This is a genomic window from Pseudooceanicola marinus (assembly GCF_020177265.1).
In the GTDB taxonomy this organism is placed as follows: Bacteria; Pseudomonadota; Alphaproteobacteria; order Rhodobacterales; family Rhodobacteraceae; genus Pseudooceanicola; species Pseudooceanicola marinus_A.
This window is the reverse complement of the sequence record NZ_JAIVMC010000010.1, coordinates 61209-85322: the sequence shown is the minus strand read 5'-3', so window position 1 is coordinate 85322 and position 24114 is coordinate 61209. Positions and strand designations below refer to the sequence as shown.

Below are 24114 nucleotides of genomic sequence, written 5' to 3'. Positions count from 1 at the left end.
CGTCCCGCCCCGAAAGGGTCAGAACAGACCGGCTTCCTTGGCGATCATCGCCGCCTGGGTGCGGTTCGAGGCGCCGATCTTGCGATACAGCGTCTTCACGTGCAGTTTCACCGTGGGTTCGCGGATATCCAGATCCCGGGCGATTTCCTTGTTCGCCTTGCCCTGGGTCAGCCCCTCCAGCACCTGCAACTCGCGCTCCGACAGCATCTCGGCCAGCGGGTTCGCATCCTCTTCCTCGGCGGGCGCGCGCATGAATTCGAGGGGCGCATACTGCTCCCCCATGGCCATGAAGCGCACCGCATTGATCAGCGACTTGGCCGAGAGAGTCTTCGGCACGAAGCCCGCGGCGCCCACGGCCAGGGCCTCTTCGGCGATCTCGCGGCTGGCAGTGCCCGAGATGATGGCGACGCGGTTGTGCCCCGCCAGCTCCATCATCCGCTTCAGCCCGTCGAGACCGCGCATGCCCGGCATCGAATAGTCCAGCAGGATCAGATCATAATGCGCCCCGGCTTCGACCTGCGCCACGGCCTCGTCGAAGGACGCGACCGTGCCGGCATCGAAGCCGCCCTCGGCGTTCAGGAACGCCTGAAGCGTATCCCGCAGCAAATCATGGTCATCGGCGATGAGGACACGCATCGCCCCGGCGGACACACCGCCCATGTCGCGTTCATCATGAAGAGTCCGAGCAGTAATCACCGCTTTGTCCCGCCTGCGAATCAAGTTCATTCCGTTTCGTAAGGATGAACCTAAAAATGTGACCAAATCGGGGAGGATCGGCCGCTATCCCGTCATATGACCCTTAAACCATTAGTAGGTCCAGTAACTTGCGAGTCATTTCCCGTGGTTGCGCGGGCCCTCCGTCCGGCCCCGCCCTGCAGCGGCGTCCTATCCATTCGGATAGGGGCGGTGGTCCGATGCGTCACTCCCGCGCAGGGCGAGTTCTGTGCGAAGGTTAAAATCGATAACAATCAGATTCGGCCCTTGCAGATGCTCCCGTTCCGTCTCCGTCTATCCCTGGTGCCCGCCCTGCTCGCGGCCGCGACCGCCGCGCTGCTGGCCGCCCCGGCCGCCGCCACGGATGCGCGGGGGGCAACCCTGTTGACGGTGACCTCCGAAACCGGAGAGGTCCTGGCGGAGCTCGACCTCGAAGCCCTGCAGGAAATGCCGTCGCAGGTCTATGAAACGACCACCATCTGGACCGACGGGGTGCAGGAATTCACCGGCGTTTCCCTGGCGGACCTGATCAGCGAAGTGGCCCCGGACGCGCAGCGCATCTCGGCCAAGGCGATCAACGACTACGAGATCGAGATGCCCCGCTCCGGCTGGGAAGACGGCGCCCCGATCGTGGCCTACCTGAACCATGGCGAAGAGATGTCCCTGCGGGACAAGGGGCCGCTGTGGATCGTCTACCCCTTCGATGCCGACCCCGCCTTCCGCCAGGAGGTGATCTACGCACGCAGCATCTGGCAGCTCGACCGCATCACCGCGTTCGAATAGACCGGCCGGTGCCCTCAGGAGAGACACGACGATGTTGAGCGTATCCCGTAACAGCGGGCGGTCCCCTCTCTGGCGGCAGCCAATCGCCGCCCTGACGATCCTGATCCTCTGCGTGACACTGGTGGTCGGCCTGGCCTGGCTCGTATTGCATGAAATCGAGACCCTCACCTCCTCCAATTCGGACAACCTGCAATGGAGCTTGGCCCAGGCCGAGGTCGATTTCCTGCGGTACGAGGCGGCCCTGGCACAGGCCGAGGCAAGCATCGACGACGGCGACGCCGAGACCACTGGCCCCGCGATCGTCGAACTGCGTCGCGCCTTCGATATCTTCTACAGCCGCATGGCCCTGATCGAGGACGCTCCGGCCTTCCGTGCCATGCAGGACAACCAGGATTTCAACGCCCCGCGCCTGCGTGTCGATGCCTTCCTGCAGGAGACGGTGCCGCTGATCGACGGCAGCGAGCCTGATCTGCTGGCGGCCCTGCCGGACCTGAGAGAGACCGCCGACCGCATCCACCAGGACGTGCGGTCCTTCTCGCTGTCGGGCCTCGATGGCTTTGCGCAGATCACCGATGCCCGCCAGGCCAGCCTGATCCGCACCCTCGGCCTGATCGCCACGGTGATGTTCCTGTTCATCGCCGGGCTGTCGCTGCTGGCGCTGGTGCTGGTGCGCATGGCGCGTCAGTCGCGCAACAGCGCCAGGCGGGCCGAGGCCCATGCCGCGCGGATGCACACCATCGTCGAAACCTCACTGGATGCGGTGGTGGTGACCGATTCCGACGGGTTCATCCACGAGTTCAACAGCGCGGCCGAACGCATGTTCGGCTATAGCCGGGCCGAGGTCGTGGGTAGGCGCGTGCGGCATCTGCTGATCCCCGAAACCGAAGCCGAGGAATTGCGCCGGATGGGCGACAGCGTGCTGGAGGCCCGAGAACGCGGCGACAGCTTCCTGCATCCGTTCGAGTTCACCGCCCGCGACCGATCGGGCCGTCGCTTCCCTGCCGAGGTCTCCTTCGACCGGGCCGCCGACAACGAGCACCTCTTCGTCTCCTTCGTCCGCGACATTTCCCTGCGCAAGGCGCAGGAAGAGATGCTGACCCAGGCGCGTGACCGCGCGCTGGCCGGTGAGCGGTCGAAGTCCGAGTTCCTGGCGGTGATGAGCCACGAGATGCGCACGCCGCTGAACGGGCTGATCGGCTCGATGCAGCTGCTGCGCGATCACTCCCTCTCCGAAGAGCAGAGCGAACTTCTCACACTGATGGACAGTTCGGCCCAGCTGTTGCTGAACCTCGTGAACGACGTGCTGGACCTGGCGAAATTCGAAGCCGGCAAGATGAAGCCCGAGGCGCGGACCTTCTCGGTGCCTCGCCTTCTGGACGGTGTGGTGGAGACCTCGGCCACCCTTGCCTCGACCAATGGCAACGACCTGACCTGGAACTGGGTCGGCACCCCGTCCGGCCCGCTGGTGGCCGACGCCCGGCGCCTGCGGCAGGTGCTGTTGAACCTGGTGACCAACGCGGTGAAGTTCACCCGCGGGGGGGACGTCGAGATCGAGGTGGAACTTGTCGGTCCGCAACGCAGCCAGCTCGAATTCCGGGTGATCGACAGCGGGATCGGCATCGAAGAGGACGACCTGGACCGGATCTTCAACGATTTCGAGACGCTTGACAGCTCCTACGCGCGCCAGGCCTCGGGGACCGGGCTAGGCCTCGGCATCGCCCGACGGCTGGTGCAGCTGATGGAGGGCGAGATCGGCGCCGAAAGCGTGCCCGGGGACGGCAGCCTGTTCTGGGTGCGCATCCCCGTCGCCCAGGCCGCCGGAGAGGAAACCCTGCCCGACGCCGAGACGGACAGTACGACCAAAGGCACCACCCCGCCGATGGAAGTCCTGCTGGTCGAGGACAACGAGATCAACCGTTTCATCGCCCGCGAGATGCTGGAAAGCGAAGGCCACTACGTGACCGAGGCGGTCGATGGCCAGGCCGGGGTCGACTGGGCCGATGCGCAACGCTTCGACCTGATCCTGATGGACATCTCCATGCCCGTGATGGATGGCACCGAGGCCGCCTTGCGCATCCGCTCCGGCCATGGTGCCTCGGCGGACGTGCCGATTGTCGCGCTGACCGCCCATGCCCTGCCCGAGGAGCTGAAGAAGTTCCGCAGCATCGGCATGGATCACTGCCTGTCCAAGCCCATCGACCGCAAGGTCCTGAGCCGCCTGCTGCAGGACCTGGCCAACGGCGCGCTGCCGCTGGCCGCACAGGACAGCCGTGACCGCGCGGCCCCGTCCGAGCTGATCGACGCCACCCAGATCGAGACCCTGTTCTCCGGCACCGGCACCGAGACCGCGCGCAAGCTGCTCGACCGGTTCTGCGCCGAAACCGACGGCTGCATCGCCGCCCTGGCCGCCTTCCCCGGCAGCAAGCAGGAGATCGCCCGCCTCACCCACGCCTGCGCCGGCACCTGCGGCACCTTCGGCCTGACCGCCCTGCGCGAGGCGCTGGCCGCGATCGAGACCAAGGCCAAGCGCGGCCAGGAGATCGAGGCCGCCGAGCTGCAGGCGCTGGAACCGCTGTGGAAGGCCAGCCGGGCGGAACTGGACGCCCTCGACACGCAGGGAGTGGACGCCTGACCGCGCGCCCCCCCTTGCCGCCGGGCTGGCACCCCGGCGATGTCGATGCCAGCGGGCATCCACGGTGGCCCTTTGTCCCAGGCACGACGGATCCGGCGCCGGCCTGCGCCGGTACGATCTCCGCCGTAGCCGAACCGCTCATCAGACCCCGGGACAGCACTGCGGGCTGGGGCGCACTGGCCGGCAGCGCCGTCGAAGGTCTGGAGCCCCGGTTCTCGATCCTGTTGCCCTACGGCGATGCCAGCGCCAGCCTCGCGATCACGCTGGAGGCCCTCCTGAGCCAAACGGAGACCGATTGGGAAGCCCTGCTGATCGACACCGGGGCGCGCGACGACAGCCCCCAGGTGGCAGCGCAGTATGCCGCGCTCGACCGTCGGTTCCGCCTGCTGCGCGGGGCACGGCGCGGGGACGGCGGCGCGCCCTTCGCCTGCGCGCGCAATATCGGCCTGGCCGAGGCGCGCGGCGAGATCCTGGCTTTCTGCGAACCGGGGGCCCTGTGGATGCCCGACAAGCTCGACCGGATCACCGCCGCCTTCACCGACGTGACGCTTGATGCCTGCTATGCCCCCGGTGCCGAGGTGGGATCGGAAGCGGACGCCGCCCCCGGCCCGCAGCCCTCGGGGGACCTCACTGTCGCCCGGCTGATGGCCGAGAACCCGGTGCAGCGGCTGTCGAACCTCGCCCTGCGCGCCGAGCTGGTGAATACCGTGGGCACCTTCGACAGTCGGTTGCCCCATGGCGATGACCTGGAATGGCTGGTGCGGCTGGTCGGCGAAGGCTACCGACTGGCGCCCCTCGACCAGCCACTGGTTCTCTACCCCCGGGGCGACGCCGCGCCGGGCGCCTCGGGCGAGACCCCGCCGAGCCTGGCGGCGATCTGCAGCGGGCGACTGGCGGCACTGGTCACGGCGGCCCGCTACACCCGTGCGCCCACGGCCCGGGACAAGGCGACCCGCCTTCGCCGGCTGGCCCGCCGCGCCCTGCGCGCCGGTGCGCCGCGGCGCCAGGCCCTCGGGCTTGCCCTGCGGGGGCTGTGGGCCAGCCCCGCAGGCTGGTTCGCCGACCGCCGCAGCGGCCTGAAGGTCCTGACCGCTGCCCTGGTGAACCTGCTGTTGCCGAAGTCGATGGCCCGCACCCTCTTCAGTTCCTGATCCCCGGCTGCGACCGCCCGAGCGGACGCACCAGGCGCGGCCCGGAGGGGCCGCCTTTGACATCGCCTCGCGTCCGCCCGACACTGGCCCCCTCCGCCACCGCTCAGGGCCGACCACATGACCGAGACCATTTCCACTCCCAGCCCCGACGCCAAGGCCTCCCCGACGTTCAGCGGCCCGGATCTCTGCGCCCTCTCCGCGCATGAGGCGGTGTCGCTTCTGCGCCGTGGAGAGATCGCCCCCGACGCGCTGATCGATGCGGCGATGACACGGATCGACCAGGTGGAACCGGCGGTCAACGCCCTGCCCACCCTCTGCCGCGCCCGGGCCGAGGCGACCGCCGCCGCGCTGGACGGGCCGCGCGAGCATCCCGGCTGGCTGGCAGGTCTGCCGCTGGCCATCAAGGACCTGGCGGAGGTCTCCGGCGTGCGGTCGACCTTCGGCACGCGTGGCATGACGGCCCATGTGCCCGACACCTCCTCGCCCATCGTCAGCCGGATCGAGGCGCGCGGCGGGATCGTCCTGGCCAAGAGCAACACGCCCGAATTCGGCGCCGGGGCCAATACGTTCAACGATGTCTTCGGCTTCACCCGCAACCCCTGGGACACGACCCGCAACGCCGGCGGCTCCTCGGGCGGGGCGGCGGCGGCGCTGGCCACGGGCGAGGTCTGGCTGGCCCATGGATCGGACCTGGCGGGGTCGCTGCGCACCCCGGCGGCCTATTGCGGCGTCGTGGGGTTCCGCCCCTCCCCCGGTGTGGTGCCGGGCGCACCGGCCCATTCGCGGTTCCACACCGAGGCGGTGCAGGGCCCCATGGCCCGTTCGGTCCTTGATTGCGCCCTCTTCCTCGATGCCATGGCCGGGTTCGACCCCGCCGAGCCGCTGTCCTACCCCGCCCCCGACGCGCCCTATCAAGAGGCAGTGGCCCGCGCCGACGGTCGCATCCGCATCGCCTTCTCCCCCGATCTCGACGGGCTGGCGCCGGTGTCGCAGGAGATGGAAGCGCATCTGCGCGCGGCGCTGTCGCGGATCGAGGCGGCGGGCGCCACGGTGGAGGAAACCTGGCCGCCGCTGCCGGATCTCGACCGGACCTATCGCACCCTGCGCGGCATGCTCTGGGCCTCCGGCCCCGGGCGCGCCGACCCGAAGCTGCAGCGCAACTTCAAGCAGACCCTGCGCGAGAACATCGACTATGGCCGTGCCCTGACGATCACCGACGTACTGGACGCACAGCAGGCGCGGTCGCGGCTTTTCGACATCGTGCAGGGGTTCATGACCGGCTTCGACGTGCTGGCCTGCCCGGTGGTCGGGCTGATGCCCGGCCCGGTGGAGGAGGAATACCCGCGCGAGATCGACGGGCTGCCGCTGACCGACTACATCGCCTGGCTGCGCTTTTCCTACCTCTCGCCGGTGACCGGCCTGCCCTCCGTCTCGGTGCCCGTCGGCCTGTCGCCCGAAGGCCTGCCCGTGGGCCTGCAACTGATCGGCCAGCCGCGTGGCGAGGCGGCGCTGCTGGCGGCCGCCCGCGCGGTGGAGATGGCCTGCGGCGGGCCGCTTGGCCCCATCGACCCGGTGACGCCGGGCGGCTGAACGCGCAGGGGGGCGCGGCGCGGGCCGACAGGCCCGTCAGGTCTCGCGGTTGCGGTTCTCCCGGTAGAGGCCGACGAAATGCAGCGTCAGGAGGGCCAGGATCGCCAGCCCGAGGATCGCCGCAATCGGCCGGTCAAAGAAATCCGCGAAGGTCCGGACGCGGGCCATGCCCGAGCGCAGCTTCACCTCCATGATCCCGCCCAGCACCATACCCAGCACGATCGGCACCACCGGCAGGTTCTGCCGCTTCAGCACCAGCCCCAGCACGCCGAAGCCCGCCGCCAGGGCGCAATCCACCGTGGAGTTGCGCAGCGAGTAGACCCCGACGAAGCTGAGGACCAGGATCATCACGCCGAGGAACCGCGTGGGGATGCGGATGATCCGCAGAAGCCCGTTCGAGGCCACCAGCAGGAAGGCCACCACGATCACGTTGAGCAGCAGCATCGCCGCGTAGAGCGCATAGACGAAATCGATCTGCCCCTGGAAGAGCTGCGGGCCGGGGATCACGTTGTGCACGTAGAAGACCGACAGCATCATCGCCGTCAGCGCCTCGCCCGGGATGCCGAGCGCCAGAAGCGGGATCATCGCTGCCGCCGGCACCGCGTTGTTGGCCGCCTCGCTGGCGACCAGCCCCTCGGGGCTGCCCTTGCCGAAGGCGTCCGGGTCCTTCGAGGTCTTCTGCGCGTAGGTATAGCTGAGGAACTGGGCGGTGAACTCTCCCACGCCGGGGATCATCCCCATCAACACCCCGAAACCCGCGCCGACGCCCGCGATGCGCTTGAACCCCAGGACCTCTGTCATGGCGCGGCCCATGCGGCCACGGATCGGCTGGGCGTCCGGGGCGCTTTCGGGGCTGGAAAGCAAGTCGAAGGCCTGGCTCAGCGCGAAGAGGCCCAGCACCACCACGATCAGGTCGAAGCCAGATCCCAGCCAATCTTGCCCGAAGGTAAACCGTTGCGTGTATTTGACCGGCTCCAACCCGACGGTGCCCAGGAAGATGCCCAAGCCCGCCAGGGCACCCGCGGCGAAGGTCTGTCCGCGATGCGCCAGCACCACCAGAACCAGCCCCAGCAGTGCGGCCAGGAAGATCTCGCGCGAACCGAACATCGGCGCCACCTTGGCCAGCACCGGCGAGAAGAGGATCAGCGCCAGGATCGACAGGACGCCGCCGGTAAAGGAGGCCCCATAGGCCAGGCCGAGCGCCCGCAGCGCCTCGCCGCGCTTCGTCATCGGGTGGCCGTCATAGGTGGTCAGCGCGTTGACGGCGGTGCCGGGCGTATTGATCAGGATCGCCGGCAGCGCGCCGCCGAACATCGAGGACCCGTAGATCCCCAGCAGCATCACCAGGCCCACCAGCGGCTCCATCGCGAAGGTGGCGGGCAGCAGGATGGCGATGGCCACCGCCGGGCCGACCCCGGGGATGGCGCCGATCACCACGCCGCCCACGGATCCCACCAGCAGCGCCAGCAACACGTCCCAGTGCATCAGCATCCCGATGCCGGACATCAGCATATCCATGCAGACCTCAGAAATTGACCATGGCGAAGGTGCGGATCCCGTCGGGCAGGTAGGCATAGACCGCCCCTGCCGGGATCTTCACCTGCAGGAAGGATTTGAACCCCACGACGACTCCCAGGGCGAAAAGCCCCGACAGCCCCATCCAGCGCCAGCTGCGATAGCCCATGCGGAAGGCCAGCGCGCAGGTGAAGAGGATGGTGACGGGCAGGTAGCCGCCCAGGGGCACCAGCCAGACGTAGACCAGGAACCAGCCCGCGAATTCCAGGCTGCGCGCCCAGCCCAGCAGTTCCGCCTGCCAGCCCGGGCGGCGGTCCGACAGCAGCGCGCCCAGCAGGTGACCGGCGCCGAACAGGACCATGCAGGCAATCGCCACCCCCGGCCAGAACCCCGGCTGCATGTAGAGCCTGGTGCGCGGCGCCCATACGACCTGCCAGGGCAGGGCCAGCAGCAGCGCCAGAGCCAGAACCATGAAGCCGCTGGCGAAAATCAGGTCCCCGGGCCGCCCGAACCGCCCGAACAGCGCCTGGAAGTTGCGGATGCGGATGACGTTCCGGAACCGGCTGCCGGCGCGCGGCAGTTTCTCCGCGCGCCGGCCGTTTTCAGGGGCTGGGGTCATTCCAGCAGCCCGGAGATGGTGCCGAGCGTTTCCATGTCGGCCTCGATCTGGGCCTCCGCCTCTGCCGTGTCCTGCCAGTAGATCAGCGCACCGGTGTCCGCCGCCAGCGTCTTGGCCGCGTCGGAGGCGATGACCGTCTGCGCCACCGCCGCGATCTTGTCGCGCGCCTCCTGCGGCACGTCGGCCTTGACGAACAGACCGTTCCACAGCGCCATGTTCAGATCCGGCTGCACCTCTGCCACGGTGGGCACCTCGGGCGTGACGGGGATGCGCTCGGCCCCAATAGAGGCCAGCACCTTCACCTCGTCGAGGCAGGGGAAGATCTGTTGCAGGGTGGTGTTCATCACGTCCACGTCGCCCGAGGCCAGCGTGTTGCAATCCAGCGCGTCGAAGGCCGCCTCATAGGCGAAATCGAACCCCTTGGCCTTGGCCAGGGCAAAGGTGATCTGGGTGGGGGTCAGCATGGCGCCGAAGTGGCCCAGGGCGACCTCGTTCTCCTGCGCGTAGGCGGCCAGTTCGTCGATGCTGTCGTAGGGGGCGTCACCACCGGCGGCGATGACGAAGGGATAGGTGACGAAGACGCCGATCGGCTCGAAGGGGTTGGGCGACAGCGCCGGGATGCCGATCTGCGGCCCGGTCAGCACCACGTCCGACACGAAGGAGCCCACGGTGTAGCCATCGGCCTCGGCATTGGCGACCTCGACCGCGCCGGGGAAGGGTCCGCCGCCGCCGCCGGGCTTGTTCACCACCGCCGCCGGGACGCCGTATTCCTTCTGGAATTCATCGGCGATCATCCGGGTCAGGATGTCCTCCAGGTCGCCCGGGGGGAAGGGCACGACAAACTCGACCGGCTGTTCCGGCCATTCGGCCAGGGCGGCGGTCGGAGCGATCAGCGGCACGCTCAGCGCAGCCGCCGCGGCAAGGGGGAAGAGGGTGAGGGTCTTCATGGGTGCGTCTCCTGTTGGGTCCGGTCTGAACGCCGGTTTCGGGGTCATGTCCTTGGCCGTGGTAGACTTGGTCGGCCCGGCCCGCCGCACCACGGCCTGCGGCGGGGTCGGGGCGGTGCGGGTCTCAGGTGATCCGCACCGCCATGCCGATGGTCGCGAGGCTCATCGGCAGGATTTCCATCAGTGCGGCGGCCCGGCCCCGCTCCAGCACGCCCCAGGAAATCCTGAGGCTGAGAAGGGCATAGAGCATCAGCGCCAGCGCGGTGCCCTGCACGAAAAGGGCCGATGCCCGCGACATGGGCAGCAGGGTCACCCCCTCTGCCGTCAGAAGCGGCAGCGCCGCATCGCCGCACAGGGCCGGGCCGTTCAGCGCGTAGAGCGCCAGCAGCACCGCGGCCATCACCAGGTTGGAGGCCGCCCGGTGCAAGCACATCGCCCGCCCCTGCCGTCCGGTCGCGGACCACAGAAGCGGCGGCAGCGCCAGCAGGGCCAGCACCGTGACGCCGCCGTAAAGCAGCGCCGGCACGCCGGTCATCGCAAGCCCCATGGCGCCCAAACCCACCACCGCCTCGACCCGGTCAGGGCCGCGGGTGGCGGTGACGCAGGCCAGGGTGCCAAGGGCCGCGACGCCCAGCAGGGCCCAGTGATAGGCCGTCATCGTTCAGCAGCTGCCGCAGCCGCCCTCGGCGGCGCGGGTCTTGTTGGACTGGCAGCATTCCTTCCCGTTCGGATCCTCGGGCACGTCCAGCGTCGGGTTGCGGTCGAAGAAGTTCTCGGGCCGCAGCTTGAACCCGGCATAGTCCACCGGCATCACCGGCCAGTCCTCGGTGCGGGGGAAATGGGTCAGGCCGAAGGTGTGCCAGACGACGATGTCCTCGCCATCCACCCCGCGATCCGCCGCCGCGTAGCTGGGCAGGCCCGCGCCGCCCGGGTGCTGGTTCGGGGTATATCCCGCCGCCCACAGCTCATCGCGGTCGAACTGCGTCACCCAGAGGCTCTTCGTGGCAAAGCCCGCCCGCCTGGTGATCGAGGCGTCGTCGTCGGCCAGCAGCAGCGGCAGCCCTTCAGGCATCAGCAGGAAGGCCGGCGGTTCGCCCACGTGGTTGGTCGTCTCGGCCGAGGAGATGCGCCAGGTCCGCAACACCTCGTTCTTCGCCACCCGCTGCGCGTCGCTTTCGCGTTCCAGCCGGGTGATCTGGCGGGTGAAGGCATTGCCCAGCGGGTTGCCCGGCCCTTTCGGCACGCGGGCCACGTCGATCTCGTCGACGAAGTTCTTCTGCCCGTCCACCGCCATGTCGAGGCGGGCCGAAAACAGGTGCTGGTGCTGCGGCGCACCCAGGCGCGGCGCCATCTCGGTCGCCCATTCGTAGTCCCCTTCGGGCCGGCCGGAGGTGAAGACGATGCCAGTCGCCTTGCACTCCAGCTCGATCTTCCCGTCGAGGTAGAAATACCAGTAGAAGCCGTAATCGTAGTTGCCCACGGTCACGAAGAAGCTGACGACGAGCCGCCGCTGCCGCCGCACGTCGGAGCGGCCCGAGAAGACGCAGGTGTGCTTCCACAGGGTGCCGAAGTCCTCCTCGTGGATGCAGATCGCGTTCTTGATCTCCATCGGGTTGCAGAAGTCATCGACGACGGTGGCGTCGACATAGTGGATCTCGCCCAGGCAGTCGCAGCCCAGCACCAGCGAATTGGCCAGGCGCCCGAACTGGTATTCGCCCGCATCGAAGTAGTTCTGCCATTCGTGGGTCGGCTGCGGCTCGCCGTAGGGCACCACCATCTCGCTGACCGAGGCCCGGTTCATGATCGGCCGCTTGCGCCCCCGGTCGTTGAAGCTGATGTCGTGCAGGGTCAGCCCCTCACGCCCGTTGAACCCGACCCGGATCTCCCAGTTCTGCCAGCGCAGGATATTGTCCTCCATGGTGAAGGACCCGCCCTGCGGCTGGGTGATGTTCAGCGGCTTCATGTCCTCGCGCAGCGGCCCGCCCAGGTCGCGGTCCATGTAGTCGCCGCTAGTCTGGGGGATGTCGGTGTAGCCGGTATCGACGAAGCGGATCACCTCACGGGTCAGCAGGTCGACGTGACAGACCACCCCCTCGATCGGATGGGCCCAGAGCTCATGAATGGCATCGGGGTTGGGCGCGTGGAAGCTGAGGACGCGCAGCATGCGCCGCCCCTCTTCGCCGTCCCAGCCGTAGACACCGGCGGACAGCGGGCAGCAGAAGACCTGATCGAGGTCGGTGATCCCCCGCTCGGCCAGCGCCGCGACAAAGCGCGGGTCGGCCTTGGAAATCTCTTCGGCGGCCACGTAGTCCTCGTCCAGGACCGGGCCCCAGCCGTCCCTTGCCGGATCCAGCGCCTTGTCAACGACGATGGCGCCGGCAGGGATGTCGACGACCATCTCGCGCAAGGTTTGCGCCACGATGTCCATCACCAGCACGCCGATTTCCCGCGGGACCGGCTGGCCGGGGGACCAGGCGGCCAGCACCTCGCGGGCGGGTTCGCGCAGCATGACGTAGCTGAACCGCAGGGTTTCCCCCGCGACGCCGGCCTCGGCCAAGATCTGCTTCAGGCGCACCACCTCGGCGGCGCTGATCGGGTCCAGCGGATGGGTGATCGGGGTCTCGGCAACGGGTTCTGTCATGGCGGGGGTCCCTCCTGTCGCATGTCCTTTTGCGATCAGGGTAAGAAGCGCCTCAGCTGCACCTATTGCGATCAACGCCAAAAATTCGATAATCTGCGCCAAACGGCAAAGGAGGGTCGGAAATGTCGGATTTGCCGCCGCGCACGCGGCCCCTGCCGGAAATCCCGTCCCTGCGGGCGTCTGCTCTCGCGCCGGTTCTGGCGCATTTTGCCGAAGAGACAGGCAGGATTGAAACGGTGCTGCACCGCCACGGCCTCGACCCGGCCCGGGTGCGCGATCCCTACGAGGTGATTCCCCTGCCCGCCTACCTCCAGGTCTTCGAGGATGCCGCGGAGCTGGCGGGCGATCCGGTGCTGGGCGCGCGCCTGGGTCAGCGCATCCAGCCCGCCGATCTGGGCCCCACCGGGCTGCTGCTGCTGCAATCGGGCACGATCCGGCGCGGGCTGGAACGGTTCGCCGGGGCCCTGTCGGCGCTGCAAAGCGCCACCGACATGCAGATCACCCGAACGGGCGCGCTGCTGTCGATCAGCTATCACATCCGCGCGCCCCGCGTGCGTCCCCTGCCCCAGGACAGCGAGTTTTCCCTCTCGACGCTGGCGCGGATGATCCGAATCGCCTTCGATCCGCGCTGGCAGCCGCTGGAGGTGCATTTCGAACATGCGCCCTCGCGTCGCGCCGACCTGCTGGAACGGATCTTCCGCGCGCCGGTGCGCTTCGGCCAAAGCTCGGCCCGGCTGGTCTTCGCCCCCGAGGGTCTGGACCATCAGCACCGGGCGGAGGATGCGGGGCTGATCCGGGTGATCGAACGGCATGTGGCCGACCTCGGCCTGGAACAGGACGCGGACCAGGCGCTGGCCGACCGGGTGCTGTCCGTGGTGGTGCGCAACCTGGGCCAGCGCGCCGTGGACCTGCCGGGCATCGCGGGCGAGCTGGGGATGGCGCCGCGGTCCCTGCAACGGGGGTTGGCCGCCGAGGGGACCTCGCTGCGCGCCATCGTGCAGGGCCACCGCCGGCAGATCGCGGAAACCTACCTGGCCGATCCGCGCCTCAGCCTGAAACAGGTGGCGCAGGCCCTGGGCTATTCCGACGGCACCGTGTTCTGGCGCGCCTACCAGGGGTGGACGGGCGAGGCCCCGTCGCGGCGGCGGCAGGGGCGCTAGGGCGGCGCGGGATCAGAAGGCGTCCGAACCGTCGCGCAGGCTGCGGAAGCGTTCCAGCGCACGCATGGTGCGCCCCTCGTCGATGGAGGCCAGGTCGAGGATCACCGTGTTGGCGATGGTCATCGGCACCACCAGCGACTGGCTCTCCCCCGCGCCCCCGCGCGAGGCGCAGATCTCCGCCTCGGGCGCAGGCTCGAACGGGGCGCCGCGCGGGTCGCGCAGGGCCAGCACCTTGGCGCCCCGCTCGGCGGCCAGGGCGCGCAGCGCGTGCATCTTGTCGCCGGTCTTGCGCAGCGAGATCAGCCAGACCACGTCGCCCGCGTCGAGGAAGGCCAGCTGCTCCCAGATCCGCGCCTGTTCCGCGCCCAGGTCCACCGCGTCATAGCCCGAGCGGCGCAGGCGCATGGTGACCAGGTGCGACAGGGCCGCCCCGTGCGATGTGCCGAAGACGAAGATGCGCCGCGCGCCCAGCAGAGCCTCGGAAAAGGCGCGGATGCCGGCATCGGTCAGGCTGGCGCGAAGACCCTCCAGCGCCGCGATCTCGCTGTCCAGCACGGTGGACAGCAGCTGCCCTTCCTCCGCCCGCGCCAGCCGCGCGGCGATACGGGCACCGGGGGCCTCGAACTCCCCCTGCCCCTCCACCAGGTTGGATTGCAGGAAGGCGCGGAACTCGGGGTAGCCCTTGAACCCCAGCCGCCGCGCCAGGCGGACGGCGGAGGCCGGGTGGACGCCGGCGCGGAACGACACCTCCTTGCCGTTCTCCATCGCCGCGCGGATCGGGTCGCGCACCATCACGTCCAAAAGGCGGGTGTCCGCCTCGGTCAGCTTCGCCGAATGGCGCGAGATCAGATCGCCCAGGAAGGGCGGCGTGTCGGTCATGTCCTGTCCCCCGGGGCGCGCGCGCGCCTGCGCGCGGCGCCCGCTGTCCCTCACAGGCCTAAACCAGACGCGCGGCCCGGTCCATGGGCGCGCGCCTTCAGGCCCGCGCGCCGCTGTCGCGGTCGAAGAGATGCGCCGCGCCCGCGTCATATTCCAGCCAGATCGCCTCGCCCGGGCTGGGCAGCCCCTCGGCGCGGGGCGCCACGGCGGTCAGACGGCCCAGGGGGCTTTCGCAATGCAGCACGAACTCGGACCCGGTCATCTCGGTCAGCGCCAGCCGCGCCTCGATGGCGGGGGCCTGGGGGCGGGCGCGGTGCAGGCGCAGGGCCTCGGGGCGCAGGCCCAGTTCGACCTCGCGCGGGCCGGTCCAGCCCTCCAGCGCCTCGGCGGGCACGAAATTCATCGTCGGCGCCCCCAGGAACCCCGCGACGAAGCGGTTGGCGGGCCGGTCGTAGATCGCGCCGGGGGTGTCGAACTGTTGCAGGTGGCCGTCCTTCATCACCGCGATCCGGTCGGCGAGGCTCAGCGCCTCGGTCTGGTCGTGGGTGACGAAGACGATGGTGGCGCCCAGCTGGCGGTGCAGCTCCTTGATCTCGGTCCGCATGGCGACGCGCAGGGCGTTGTCGAGGTTCGACAGCGGCTCGTCCATCAGGAAGGTCGAACTGTTGCGGGCCATGGCGCGGCCCATGGCGACCCGCTGGCGTTGCCCACCCGACAGGGCGCCGGGCTTGCGGTCAAGATAGGGTGTCAGTTGCAGCATCTCGGCCACTTCGCGGGCACGGGCCAAGCGTTCGCGTTTCGGCACCCGGCGCAGCTCCAGTCCGAAGGCGATGTTCTGTTCCACCGTCATATGCGGATACAGCGCGTAGTTCTGGAAGATCATCGCGATGTCGCGGTCCTGCGGCGCCAGGTCATTGGCCCGGGTGCCGCCGATCATGATGTCGCCCGAGGAGGCGCTTTCCAGCCCCGCGATCAGGCGCAGGAGCGTGGACTTGCCGCAACCCGAGGGGCCGACGATGACCACGAACTCGCCCGCGGCGATGGACAGATCGACCCCGTGCAGCACCTCCGGCCCATTGGCATAGGATTTGCGGATCTGGGTCAGCTCGATCGAACTCATTGCGCGGCCTCCATCTGGCGGGCGGTCTGGTGGGCGGTGCGGCGGGCGATGGCCAGGCTGGGACGATCTGTGGTGAAGACCTTCACCCCCATCTCCAGCGCGCGGTCGATCCGGGCGGCGTCATGCGCCCCCCAGCAGCCGAAGTGGATCCCGGCGGCGCGCACCTGGGTCATCAATTCCGCCGTGGCGCTGTCGATGTTCATGCCGATCTCGGCGATGCCATGGGCCGCGCAGACCTCCAGCACCCCGGCGGCGCCCAGCTGGGTCAGCACGGGCGGGCTGACCAGCCACACGCAGGGCCGGTCGGAGGCCGCCTGCAGCGCGTCCACCGTCTCGATCAGGAAAGAGGAGAAGCCGGTGCGATGCAACATCCCGCAGCGGGTCAGCTCGGCCACGACCTTCGGCGCGAAGCCGGGATAGGCCAGGCCGCCCGGCCCAGGCTTCAGCTCGCAGCGGAAGGTAACCGCACTCTCCCGGAAGATCTCGCACAGCTCGGCGAGCGAGATGGGGTGGCCGCCCGCGCCATAGTCGATGGTGGCGGCGCGCACCTGGGCCTCGGTCAGGTCGCGGATCGCGCCGGTGGCATCGGTGGTGCGGTCCAGCGTGGCGTCGTGGTGCACCATGATGGCGCCGTCCGCCGTAGGGTGGACGTCGAACTCGACCTCCTCCAGCGCCATCGCGGCCGTGGCGCGGAACCCCTGCGGGGTGCTGTCGCCGAACTCCAACGTGCCGCCCCGGTGCGAGGCGATGCGGGTCACATCATAGGTCATGGTCATCTTCTTCTTGGTCTTGTCGTCGGAGGGTATGCCGGTCATTTCACCGCCCCCATGGTGATGCCGCGCACCAGGTGGCGTTCCACCAGTACGAAGCCCAGCAGGACGGGCAGGATGGTGATCGTCGAGGCGGCCATTACCAGCGGCCAGTCGATCACGTCTTCACCCGGGTTGATCCGGTAGAGCCGCGCCAGCCCGACCTGGAGGGTGTAGAGATCCTCCTTGCCGATGGCGACCAGCGGCCAGATGTAGTTGTTCCATTCGCTGATGAAGAGGTGCAGCCCCATGGAGAAGATCGCCGGTTTCGAGATCGGCACGATCACCCGCCACAGCACCTGGAACGCGTTGGCGCCGTCCATATAGGCGGCCTCGTCCAGCGCGCGCGGAATGCCCCGGATGTACTGGCGCAGGAAGAAGGCGGCGAAGCCCGAGGAGATGGCGGGCAGGATCAGCCCGGCGTAACTGTCCAACAGCCCGGCCTTCGCCAAGGTCAGGTAGTTGGGGATCAGGGTGATGTGGCTGGGGATCATCAGCGTCGCCACCACGGCAGCAAAGGCCAGGTTGCCGCCCGGAAAGCGGTAGCGCGCGAAGGCATAGGCGGCCATGGTCGCCACGGCGATCCCCGCAAGGGTCACCACCCCCGACACGATCAGCGAATTCAGCAGGTAGCGGGCGAAGTTGTATTCGGCCACCGCCAGTTCGTAGTTCGACAGGGTGAAATCGAGGTGCCCGGCGTAATAGGCATCCGCCGTCTGGAAGCTCATCCAGATGGAATAGAGGACGGGCGACAGGAACATCAGGCCGGCGGCCAGCACGAGGGCGTTCATCACCCACATGCCGCGGGAGGAGGTCAGGTCAGGCTTCATAGTGCACCTTACGGCCGATCACGCGGGCCTTGAGGACCGCCAGGGCGATCAGGAAGACGAAGAGGATGACCGCCAGCGCCGAACCCTGCCCGATGTCGAACAGCGTGAACCCCACGCGGTAAAGCATGTTGACGATCATGTCGGTGGCCCCCGCCGGGCCGCCCTTGGTCATGACGTTGACGATGGTGAAGACCTGGAAGGCGTCGATGACCGAGACCACCAGCAGGAAATAGGTGGTGGGCATGACCAGCGGCAGGGTCACCCGTCGGAAGACGTGGAGCCGCCGCCCGCCATCGACCGAGGCGGCATCATAGAGCTCGGTCGGCACGGCCTGGAGGCCGGCGATGTAGATGATGATGTCGTAGCCCAGCTGTTTCCAGGTGTTGACGAAGATGATGACGTATAGCGCCAGCTGCGGGTCCTGCATCCATTGCACCCGCTCGAACCCCAACCAGGCGAGGCCCGCGTTGATCATCCCGTAGTCGGTCGAGAAGACCCAGGAAAAGACCACGGCGATGGAGACGGTCGAGGTGACCGAAGGCAGGAACAGCGCCCCGCGCATCAGCCGCGACACGATGGTTTCGCGCACCAGGTAGCTGGCGATCGCCAGCGCCAGCGCCAGCCGCAGCGGCACCGAGATGACGGCGAAGATCGTCGTCACCTTCACCGCGTTCCAGAAATCGCGCGAGCTCAGCAGCAGCTGGTAGTTCTCCAGCCCGACCCAGAGTTTCGTCGGCGACATGAAGTCCCACTCGCGGAACGACAGGTTCACGCTTTGCAGGATGGGCACGTAGGTGAAGACCGCGAGGAAGGCCATCAGCGGCAGGATGAAAAGATAGGGGGTCAGTTTGCGCAGCATTCGGGCGGACCTCGGGGGAAGGGTCACGGGACAAAAGGGGCCCGGTCCGGCCGGGCCCCTTTCGATGGTCTGGGCGGCTTACTTGGCCAGGCGTTCGGCCTCGGCGCGGGTGCGCGCGGCGAAGTCGTCCAGCGTTTCGGTCACGTCGCGCTGGCCCAGGGCCATGGCCTGCCACATGTCGTATTCGGTGGCGCGCATCCAGGTGACGACCGGGGGACGCGGGCGGCCCTTGGCGAAGCCCAGCTGGTCGATGGCGACACGGATGCCCGGCTTCGTCTCCAGCGCCTCGGCGGCCAGGGGCTGCTCGGCGGTGTGCTTGTTGATCGGCATGTAGCCGGTGGTGGAGAACCAGATGGCGTTGGATTCGGCGGAGGCGGCGTAGGAAATGAACTTCCACGCGGCGTCCTTCACCTCGTCCTCGGCGGAGGACAGGATGCCGATACCCGCGCCGCCGATCGGCACGCGGCAGACCTTGTTGCAGGGCATGGGAGCCACGACCAGGTCGTCGCCCAGGGCGGCGACGGAACGGCCGTAGTTGCCGGTCGAGTTCATCATCATGCCGACCTTGCCGGCCAGGAAGGCGTCACGCCCCTGGTTCTCGGTGGTCACGCCATCAGCCGAGGCCACGCCATGTTCATGCACCAGCGAGGCCATCCATTCGTAGGCTTCCACGGTGTTGGGCGCATCCAGCAGGATCTCGCCCGAGACGCTGTCGATCATATCGCTGTCGTTGTCCATGATCAGGCCCCAGCGGGCGAACTGACCCGGCGCCGCGATGCCGCTGATGCCCTCGTCGCCGAGCTCCGCCTGGACCTGCTGCGCCACGGCCAGGACGTCGGCATAGGTTTCCAGCTTCGGCTCTTCGGGCACGCCGGCCTGCTCCAGGATGGCCTTGTTGTAGTAGAGAACCGGCGTGGAGGAGTTGAAGGGCACGATGTAATTCTTGCCGTCGAACACGCCGACCTCGCGGGCGAAGTCGAACAGGTCGTCCTTCAGCGGGTCGTTTTCCACGTAGTCGGTCAGGTCCATCAGCACGCCACGATCGGCGAAGAGGCCGTAGCGGGTCACCTCCATGATCACCGCGTCGGGTTCGCGGCCTGCCGGGATCGAGGCCTGCAGCTTGGCCACGATATCGTTGTAGTTGCCGATGTGCTGGGCATCGATGGTGATGCCGGGGTTCTCGGCCTCGAAGTTGTCGATGATCTGGTCCAGCGCCTCGCCCGCGTTCTTGGAGAAGCTGTGCCAGAATTCCACGGAGACATCCGCCAGCGTCATCGAGGTGGAGCCCAGCAGGGCGACCAGGCCCAGGCCGGTGAGTTTGGGAAGTTTCGCAACCATGTCAGGGTCCTTTGCAATTTGGATTGCACTATCTTCACCCCGAGACCTAGGCGGCGAATGTGACGCCCCGCCGAAAGCCGCGTGAACCTTTTACAACATGGGCGCCATACTTCCTTATTTAAATGGTCACAGATGGCATTTCAGACGCCACACGGCATCACTTTTGCGACGCCCCAAAACTGCAACACTGATTGCAAACCATCCGGCAAGCCTTCCTCCCAAGACCCTCCATTCCACCCGCCGGACAGGACGTCACCCGTGCTATGATGGCCTCACGCGCCAGAATTTCGGCGCTGCCTACTCATTGCCCTTACCCTGCCTTTTCATCCGAGGAGCCTGCTCCATGGCCTTCTACCAATCCCTGAAACACGACCGCAGAACCTATCCCCCGGGCCGTGCCGCGCCCGGCCAGGCCGGGTGGATCGCCGACCGGCTGCTGCGCCTGCGCGCGCTGCTGAACGGGCAGATCACCGCGCGCCGCCGCCCCGACAGCCTGATCATCGGGTCGTGGAACATCCGCCATTTCGACGGTGGCCGCCCGCGCCTGCATGAAAGTTTCCACTACATCGCCGAGATCATCGACCATTTCGACATCTGCGCCGTGCAGGAGGTGAAGAACATCGAGGCGGTGGACCGGCTGATGCGCCTGCTGGGCCCGAACTGGACCTATTTCATCAACGACAGTTCGGGCGCGGGCCGGGGCAACCACGAACGCATGGCGTTCCTCTACAACCGCAATCGCGTGTCCTTTCGCCACCTGGTGGGGGAGCTGGTTCTGCCGCGCGACGCGCTGCCGGGCGGCGAACAGATCGCCCGCACGCCCTTCTTCGCCGCCTTCCAGGCCGGCTGGTTCCGCTTCACCCTCTGCTCGGCCCATATCATCTTCAAGGAAGTGGCAGGCCGCCCCCTGCGGGAGGACGAAATCCGGGTGATCGCCGAGGAGATGGCGAAACGAGCCAGGGCGCAGGACGAGGTGCATGTCTTCCTCGGCGACATGAACATCGACGACCGCGCCGCCCCCGGCATGCGGGCGCTGCTGGACGCGGGCTTCGACGTGCCGGATCTGGGGCCGACCTCTCTGTCGGGCGACAAGTACTACGATCAGATCGCCTTCGTCGGGCCGGATCAGAAGACGCGGATGCTGGAACGCGGCGTGCTGCGCTGGCCCGATGCGGTCTTTCGCGACGAGGAGGTCGGGGACTACGAACAGATCGCCCGGCTGATGCGCGGAGTGGAAGACCAGGCTGAGGTCGCGCGCCTGCTGGTAGAGGATCCGGACGGGGGCGAGCCCTATGCCAACTGGGCGCGCAGCTATTCCTCCTGGCGCACCCATGAGATGTCGGACCACCTGCCGGTCTGGATCGAGCTGGAGGTGGACTATTCCAACGAATACCTGCGCGGGATCAGCGACCCGGTCTGAACTGCCTCAGGCGAGGGCGTGGCGCAGATCCAGCGCGGCGATCATCTCGCTGCGCTCGCCGCCCATGGCGGCGGCCAGGATTTCGGCGGTGACGGGACCGAGGGTGAAGCCCTGGTGGCCATGGCCGAAATGCGCCCAGAGACCGGGCTGATCCGGGACCTCGCCCAGCACCGGCAGCATGCCGGGCAGGCAGGGGCGTGTGCCGAACCACGGCTCGGCCTCCACCGCATCGCCCAGCTCGAACATCTCGCGTGCCCGGGCCTCGGCCTTGATCAGCTGGCTGCGGTTCACCGGCGCGTCCATCGGCACCAGCTCCGCCCCCGTGGCCACACGCAGCCCGTCGCGCATGGGCGACATGACGGCCGAAACCTCGGTGTCCATGAAGGGCAGGTTCAGCGTCCGCTCGCCCTTGAAATGCAGGTGGTAGCCGCGCTTGCCCACCATGGGCACCCGCGCGCCGAAGGGTTTCAATGCGGCCGGCGTCCAGGGGCCCAGGGCCAGCACCACGCGGGCGGCCTCGGTCGGGCCGGTCTCTCCGGTGACGCGCCAGCCGGCGCCGGCGCGGGTCAATGTGGTGGCATCGGCGCGCAGCACCGTGCCGCCGCGCGCCTCGAACAGCGCGGCGTAGGACGCCACCAGCCCACCCGGATCGGCACAGGCCCAGCAATCCTTCCAGTCGATGGCGCCCGCGTAGCGCGCCGTCAGCCCCGGCTCGGCCCGCGCCAGCGCATCGCCATCCAGCGCCTCGATCTCGATCCCATAGGTCTTCACGATACGCTCCGCATCCGCCAGCGCCGCGTCAAAGCTGTGCTGCCCGCGCCAGCCCTGGCGGAAGCCCCTGGGGCGCATCAGGTTGCCGGCTCCCGCGGCCTCGACCAGCGGTTCGTGCCGCGCCACGGCGTCGCGCACCAGCTGGGCATAGATGGCGGAGATCGCCGCGTGCCGCGCGGGCCGGGAATTGCCCAGATAGCGCATCAGCGCCCCCGCCTGCCCCAGCACGCCGCCCAGGGTCCAGCGGACGGCGTTGTCGGCCCCCAGCCCCAGCCGGATCAGCTCCACGGGATTGGTGGGCAGGGCATAGGGCTCCATCGCCTCGCCCTGGATGATGCCTGCGTTGCCATAACTGGTCTCGCGGCCCGGCTCCCGCCGGTCGGCCAGCACCACGTCCAGCCCCCGCGCCTGCAGCGCCAGGGCGGTGGTGGTGCCGACCATGCCGGCCCCCAGAACGATCACATCTGACAAAACGGCCTCCCTTCGATCCTGTTGGCCCCGCACGCAGAGGCGCCGAACCCGCCTCGACCGTAGGGTTTGCCTGCGGGATCGTCCAACAGCTTTCTTTGCGGTCCGGCAGAACGAAGGAAAGGGCCCCGCGTGGAGGCCCCTTTACTCGCATCCTGGTACTCGACGTGGGCAAAGGCACCTGCCCTGGGCTCCGCCCGTTCGGCCCTGAAACGCTCCCCCGGAGCGTTTCCGAGACGCCGCTCGACCCCTGGGCTCCGCCCGTTCGGCCCTGAAACGCTCCCCCGGAGCGTTTCCGAGACGGGCCTCACCCCATGCTGGACCGATGTGCCCAGCCGGTCATGCGGCGTTCGATCCAGGCCATGATCGCGTACATCACGATCCCCTCGATCGCCAGCATCACAAGGCCTGCGAAGACCAGCGGCACGTTGAACCGGCTTTGCGCGGCGGCCATCATGTTGCCGAGGCCGGTGTTCGAGCCCACGGTTTCCGACAGGACCGACCCCACAAAGGCCAGCGTGATCGCCACCTTCAGCGAGGCGAAGAAATAGGGCATCGAGCGCGGGATGCCGACCTTGATCATGATGTCCATCTTCTTCGCGCCCAGGGCGCGCAGGATGTCCTCGGTTTCCGGCTCGATGGTGGCGAGGCCCGTGGCCACGTTCACCACGATCGGGAAGAAGGAGATCAGGAAGGCGGTGATGATCGCCGGGATCGAGCCGATGCCGAACCAGATGATCAGGATCGGCACCACGGCGACCTTGGGAATGGCGTTAAAGCCGATCATCAGCGGGTAAAGCCCCGCGTAGATCGACCGCGACCAGCCGATCAGCAACCCTATGGCCAGACCGCCCACCATCGCCAGGACGAAGCCCAGCAGGGTGGTGTAGAGGGTCTGGATCGAGTTCGACCAGATCGGCCCCCAGTACTGCACGATGGCCGCGGCGATGCGCGACGGCGCGGGCAGGAAGGTGACGGGGAGGTTGAAGATCCAGACGGCCGCTTCCCAGATGGCGAACAGCGCGGCGGTGTAGATCCAGGGCGCCAGCTTGACGAAGTTCAGTCCCTTGGCGTCGGTGCTCATGCGTTGTCCCTCGCGCGGGCGATCTCGGAATGCAGCTCCTGCACGAGATGGTTGAAGTCGTTGTCGTAGAGCAGGTCCAGCTGGCGCGGACGGGCGAAGGGGACCTCGTGATCGGCCAGCACCCGGCCCGGGCGCGCCGACATCACCAGGATACGGTCCGCGAGAAAGGCGCTTTCGCGCAGGTCGTGGGTCACCAGCATCACCGTCACGTCGGTATTGGCATGCAGGTCGCGGATCACGCACCACAGCTCTTCGCGGGTGAAGGCATCCAGCGCGCCGAAGGGTTCATCCAGCATCAGCAGCTCGGGTTCATGGATCAGCGCGCGGCACAGGTTGGCGCGCTGCTGCATGCCGCCCGACAGCTGCCAGGGGAATTTCTCGCCGAACCCCTTCAGGCCGACCAGCTCCAGCAGGTGCTCGGCCCGCTCCACGTATTCCTTACGGTGCGTGCGAATGCGCTTGCGGTGCTTTTCGACGATTTCCAGCGGCAGCAGGATGTTGTCCAGCGTCGTGCGCCAGGGCAGCATGATCGGGTTCTGAAAGGCCATGCCGACGATGGAAATGGGCTTGGTCACCTCCTTGCCCGCCACCACCACGGCGCCCTTCTGCGGGCGTTGCAGGCCGGTCGTCAGCTTCATCAGCGTGGACTTGCCGCAACCCGAGGGACCGACCACGGCGACGAACTCGCCGCGGTCCATTTTCACGTTCAACCCGGAGACCGCCAGGGTGCCTTCAGGCCCCCCGTAACGCATCTCCACGTCGTCGATATTCACAAGATGCATCA

The 24114-nt window shown here is 68.1% G+C and carries 21 protein-coding genes; 6 read left to right on the top strand and 15 right to left on the bottom strand.

What is annotated here, in order from left to right; all coding sequences use genetic code 11:
* Positions 1–18: 18 nt before the first annotated feature.
* The gene (locus LC066_RS17500) at positions 19–636 is read right to left on the bottom strand and encodes a response regulator transcription factor (protein ID WP_224901712.1); all 618 of its coding nucleotides are present in this window, start codon (positions 634–636) and stop codon (positions 19–21) included.
* Between the two features lie 381 nt (positions 637–1017).
* On the opposite strand from LC066_RS17500, the gene LC066_RS17495 reads away from it, so the two are divergent.
* The 4 genes from LC066_RS17495 to LC066_RS17480 all read left to right on the top strand — a co-directional run bounded on the left by LC066_RS17495 (position 1018) and on the right by LC066_RS17480 (position 6870).
* Positions 1018–1497: an oxidoreductase gene (locus LC066_RS17495; protein ID WP_224901709.1), complete on the top strand. Its 480-nt coding sequence runs from the start codon at positions 1018–1020 to the stop codon at positions 1495–1497.
* Positions 1498–1528: 31 nt separating this feature from the next.
* The gene (locus LC066_RS17490) at positions 1529–4129 is read left to right on the top strand and encodes a PAS domain-containing hybrid sensor histidine kinase/response regulator (protein ID WP_224901706.1); all 2601 of its coding nucleotides are present in this window, start codon (positions 1529–1531) and stop codon (positions 4127–4129) included.
* A gap of 14 nt (positions 4130–4143) precedes the next feature.
* Positions 4144–5280, top strand: a complete 1137-nt coding sequence (locus tag LC066_RS17485) for a glycosyltransferase family 2 protein (protein ID WP_224901704.1) — start codon at positions 4144–4146, stop codon at positions 5278–5280.
* 117 nt (positions 5281–5397) lie between these two features.
* Entirely contained in the window at positions 5398–6870 is a 1473-nt protein-coding gene (locus LC066_RS17480; protein WP_224901701.1) for an amidase, read from the top strand.
* Positions 6871–6906: 36 nt separating this feature from the next.
* Here the strand turns inward: LC066_RS17480 and LC066_RS17475 are convergent, their stop codons facing one another.
* From LC066_RS17475 to LC066_RS17455, 5 genes are all read right to left on the bottom strand, one after another.
* On the bottom strand, positions 6907–8388 hold the full coding sequence (locus tag LC066_RS17475; protein WP_222479661.1) for a tripartite tricarboxylate transporter permease: 1482 nt from the start codon (positions 8386–8388) through the stop codon (positions 6907–6909).
* 7 nt (positions 8389–8395) lie between these two features.
* Positions 8396–9004 (bottom strand): tripartite tricarboxylate transporter TctB family protein, encoded by a 609-nt coding sequence (locus LC066_RS17470; RefSeq protein ID WP_224901698.1) that lies wholly within the window; start codon positions 9002–9004, stop codon positions 8396–8398.
* A complete protein-coding gene (locus LC066_RS17465; protein ID WP_224901695.1) occupies positions 9001–9951 on the bottom strand; it encodes a tripartite tricarboxylate transporter substrate binding protein in 951 nt (316 codons plus the stop codon). Before LC066_RS17465 ends, LC066_RS17470 begins: the two co-directional genes overlap by 4 nt.
* 124 nt (positions 9952–10075) lie before the next feature.
* On the bottom strand, positions 10076–10609 hold the full coding sequence (locus LC066_RS17460) for a hypothetical protein (RefSeq protein ID WP_224901693.1): 534 nt from the start codon (positions 10607–10609) through the stop codon (positions 10076–10078).
* A 3-nt stretch (positions 10610–10612) separates the two neighbouring features.
* The gene (locus LC066_RS17455; protein WP_224901691.1) at positions 10613–12592 is read right to left on the bottom strand and encodes a primary-amine oxidase; all 1980 of its coding nucleotides are present in this window, start codon (positions 12590–12592) and stop codon (positions 10613–10615) included.
* A gap of 122 nt (positions 12593–12714) precedes the next feature.
* Between LC066_RS17455 and LC066_RS17450 the strand changes: the two genes are divergently transcribed.
* Entirely contained in the window at positions 12715–13752 is a 1038-nt protein-coding gene (locus tag LC066_RS17450) for an AraC family transcriptional regulator (protein WP_224901689.1), read from the top strand.
* A 12-nt stretch (positions 13753–13764) separates the two neighbouring features.
* Here the strand turns inward: LC066_RS17450 and LC066_RS17445 are convergent, their stop codons facing one another.
* The 6 genes from LC066_RS17445 to LC066_RS17420 all read right to left on the bottom strand — a co-directional run bounded on the left by LC066_RS17445 (position 13765) and on the right by LC066_RS17420 (position 19587).
* On the bottom strand, positions 13765–14631 hold the full coding sequence (locus LC066_RS17445; protein WP_224901687.1) for a MurR/RpiR family transcriptional regulator: 867 nt from the start codon (positions 14629–14631) through the stop codon (positions 13765–13767).
* 97 nt (positions 14632–14728) lie between these two features.
* On the bottom strand, positions 14729–15751 hold the full coding sequence (locus tag LC066_RS17440) for an ABC transporter ATP-binding protein (protein WP_224901685.1): 1023 nt from the start codon (positions 15749–15751) through the stop codon (positions 14729–14731).
* Complete coding sequence (locus LC066_RS17435; RefSeq protein ID WP_224901684.1) at positions 15748–16566, bottom strand: glycerophosphodiester phosphodiesterase family protein; 819 nt, start codon at positions 16564–16566, stop codon at positions 15748–15750. Before LC066_RS17435 ends, LC066_RS17440 begins: the two co-directional genes overlap by 4 nt.
* Complete coding sequence (locus LC066_RS17430; RefSeq protein ID WP_222479646.1) at positions 16563–17390, bottom strand: carbohydrate ABC transporter permease; 828 nt, start codon at positions 17388–17390, stop codon at positions 16563–16565. Before LC066_RS17430 ends, LC066_RS17435 begins: the two co-directional genes overlap by 4 nt.
* Positions 17380–18249, bottom strand: coding sequence for a carbohydrate ABC transporter permease (locus LC066_RS17425; RefSeq protein ID WP_224901681.1), 870 nt, complete (start codon positions 18247–18249; stop codon positions 17380–17382). Before LC066_RS17425 ends, LC066_RS17430 begins: the two co-directional genes overlap by 11 nt.
* Positions 18250–18327: 78 nt before the next feature.
* Complete coding sequence (locus tag LC066_RS17420; protein ID WP_224901678.1) at positions 18328–19587, bottom strand: ABC transporter substrate-binding protein; 1260 nt, start codon at positions 19585–19587, stop codon at positions 18328–18330.
* Between the two features lie 343 nt (positions 19588–19930).
* Between LC066_RS17420 and LC066_RS17415 the strand changes: the two genes are divergently transcribed.
* Complete coding sequence (locus tag LC066_RS17415; RefSeq protein ID WP_224901675.1) at positions 19931–21007, top strand: endonuclease/exonuclease/phosphatase family protein; 1077 nt, start codon at positions 19931–19933, stop codon at positions 21005–21007.
* 6 nt (positions 21008–21013) lie between these two features.
* Here the strand turns inward: LC066_RS17415 and LC066_RS17410 are convergent, their stop codons facing one another.
* The 3 genes from LC066_RS17410 to LC066_RS17400 form a co-directional block, all read right to left on the bottom strand.
* A complete protein-coding gene (locus tag LC066_RS17410) occupies positions 21014–22240 on the bottom strand; it encodes an NAD(P)/FAD-dependent oxidoreductase (protein ID WP_224901939.1) in 1227 nt (408 codons plus the stop codon).
* Positions 22241–22553: 313 nt separating this feature from the next.
* A complete protein-coding gene (locus LC066_RS17405) occupies positions 22554–23330 on the bottom strand; it encodes an ABC transporter permease (protein ID WP_222479636.1) in 777 nt (258 codons plus the stop codon).
* On the bottom strand, positions 23327–24112 hold the full coding sequence (locus LC066_RS17400) for an ABC transporter ATP-binding protein (RefSeq protein ID WP_224901673.1): 786 nt from the start codon (positions 24110–24112) through the stop codon (positions 23327–23329). The genes LC066_RS17405 and LC066_RS17400 overlap by 4 nt, the downstream gene beginning before the upstream one ends.
* Positions 24113–24114 lie beyond the last annotated feature (2 nt).

Coding starts and splice junctions, on each gene's coding strand:
- LC066_RS17500 (WP_224901712.1), bottom strand. CDS start 636: ATGCGTGTCCTCATCGCCGATGACCATGATTTGCTGCGGGATACGCTT.
- LC066_RS17490 (WP_224901706.1), top strand. CDS start 1,529: ATGTTGAGCGTATCCCGTAACAGCGGGCGGTCCCCTCTCTGGCGGCAG.
- LC066_RS17480 (WP_224901701.1), top strand. CDS start 5,398: ATGACCGAGACCATTTCCACTCCCAGCCCCGACGCCAAGGCCTCCCCG.
- LC066_RS17475 (WP_222479661.1), bottom strand. CDS start 8,388: ATGGATATGCTGATGTCCGGCATCGGGATGCTGATGCACTGGGACGTG.
- LC066_RS17470 (WP_224901698.1), bottom strand. CDS start 9,004: ATGACCCCAGCCCCTGAAAACGGCCGGCGCGCGGAGAAACTGCCGCGC.
- LC066_RS17465 (WP_224901695.1), bottom strand. CDS start 9,951: ATGAAGACCCTCACCCTCTTCCCCCTTGCCGCGGCGGCTGCGCTGAGC.
- LC066_RS17460 (WP_224901693.1), bottom strand. CDS start 10,609: ATGACGGCCTATCACTGGGCCCTGCTGGGCGTCGCGGCCCTTGGCACC.
- LC066_RS17455 (WP_224901691.1), bottom strand. CDS start 12,592: ATGACAGAACCCGTTGCCGAGACCCCGATCACCCATCCGCTGGACCCG.
- LC066_RS17450 (WP_224901689.1), top strand. CDS start 12,715: ATGTCGGATTTGCCGCCGCGCACGCGGCCCCTGCCGGAAATCCCGTCC.
- LC066_RS17445 (WP_224901687.1), bottom strand. CDS start 14,631: ATGACCGACACGCCGCCCTTCCTGGGCGATCTGATCTCGCGCCATTCG.
- LC066_RS17440 (WP_224901685.1), bottom strand. CDS start 15,751: ATGAGTTCGATCGAGCTGACCCAGATCCGCAAATCCTATGCCAATGGG.
- LC066_RS17435 (WP_224901684.1), bottom strand. CDS start 16,566: ATGACCGGCATACCCTCCGACGACAAGACCAAGAAGAAGATGACCATG.
- LC066_RS17430 (WP_222479646.1), bottom strand. CDS start 17,390: ATGAAGCCTGACCTGACCTCCTCCCGCGGCATGTGGGTGATGAACGCC.
- LC066_RS17425 (WP_224901681.1), bottom strand. CDS start 18,249: ATGCTGCGCAAACTGACCCCCTATCTTTTCATCCTGCCGCTGATGGCC.
- LC066_RS17420 (WP_224901678.1), bottom strand. CDS start 19,587: ATGGTTGCGAAACTTCCCAAACTCACCGGCCTGGGCCTGGTCGCCCTG.
- LC066_RS17415 (WP_224901675.1), top strand. CDS start 19,931: ATGGCCTTCTACCAATCCCTGAAACACGACCGCAGAACCTATCCCCCG.
- LC066_RS17405 (WP_222479636.1), bottom strand. CDS start 23,330: ATGAGCACCGACGCCAAGGGACTGAACTTCGTCAAGCTGGCGCCCTGG.
- LC066_RS17400 (WP_224901673.1), bottom strand. CDS start 24,112: ATGCATCTTGTGAATATCGACGACGTGGAGATGCGTTACGGGGGGCCT.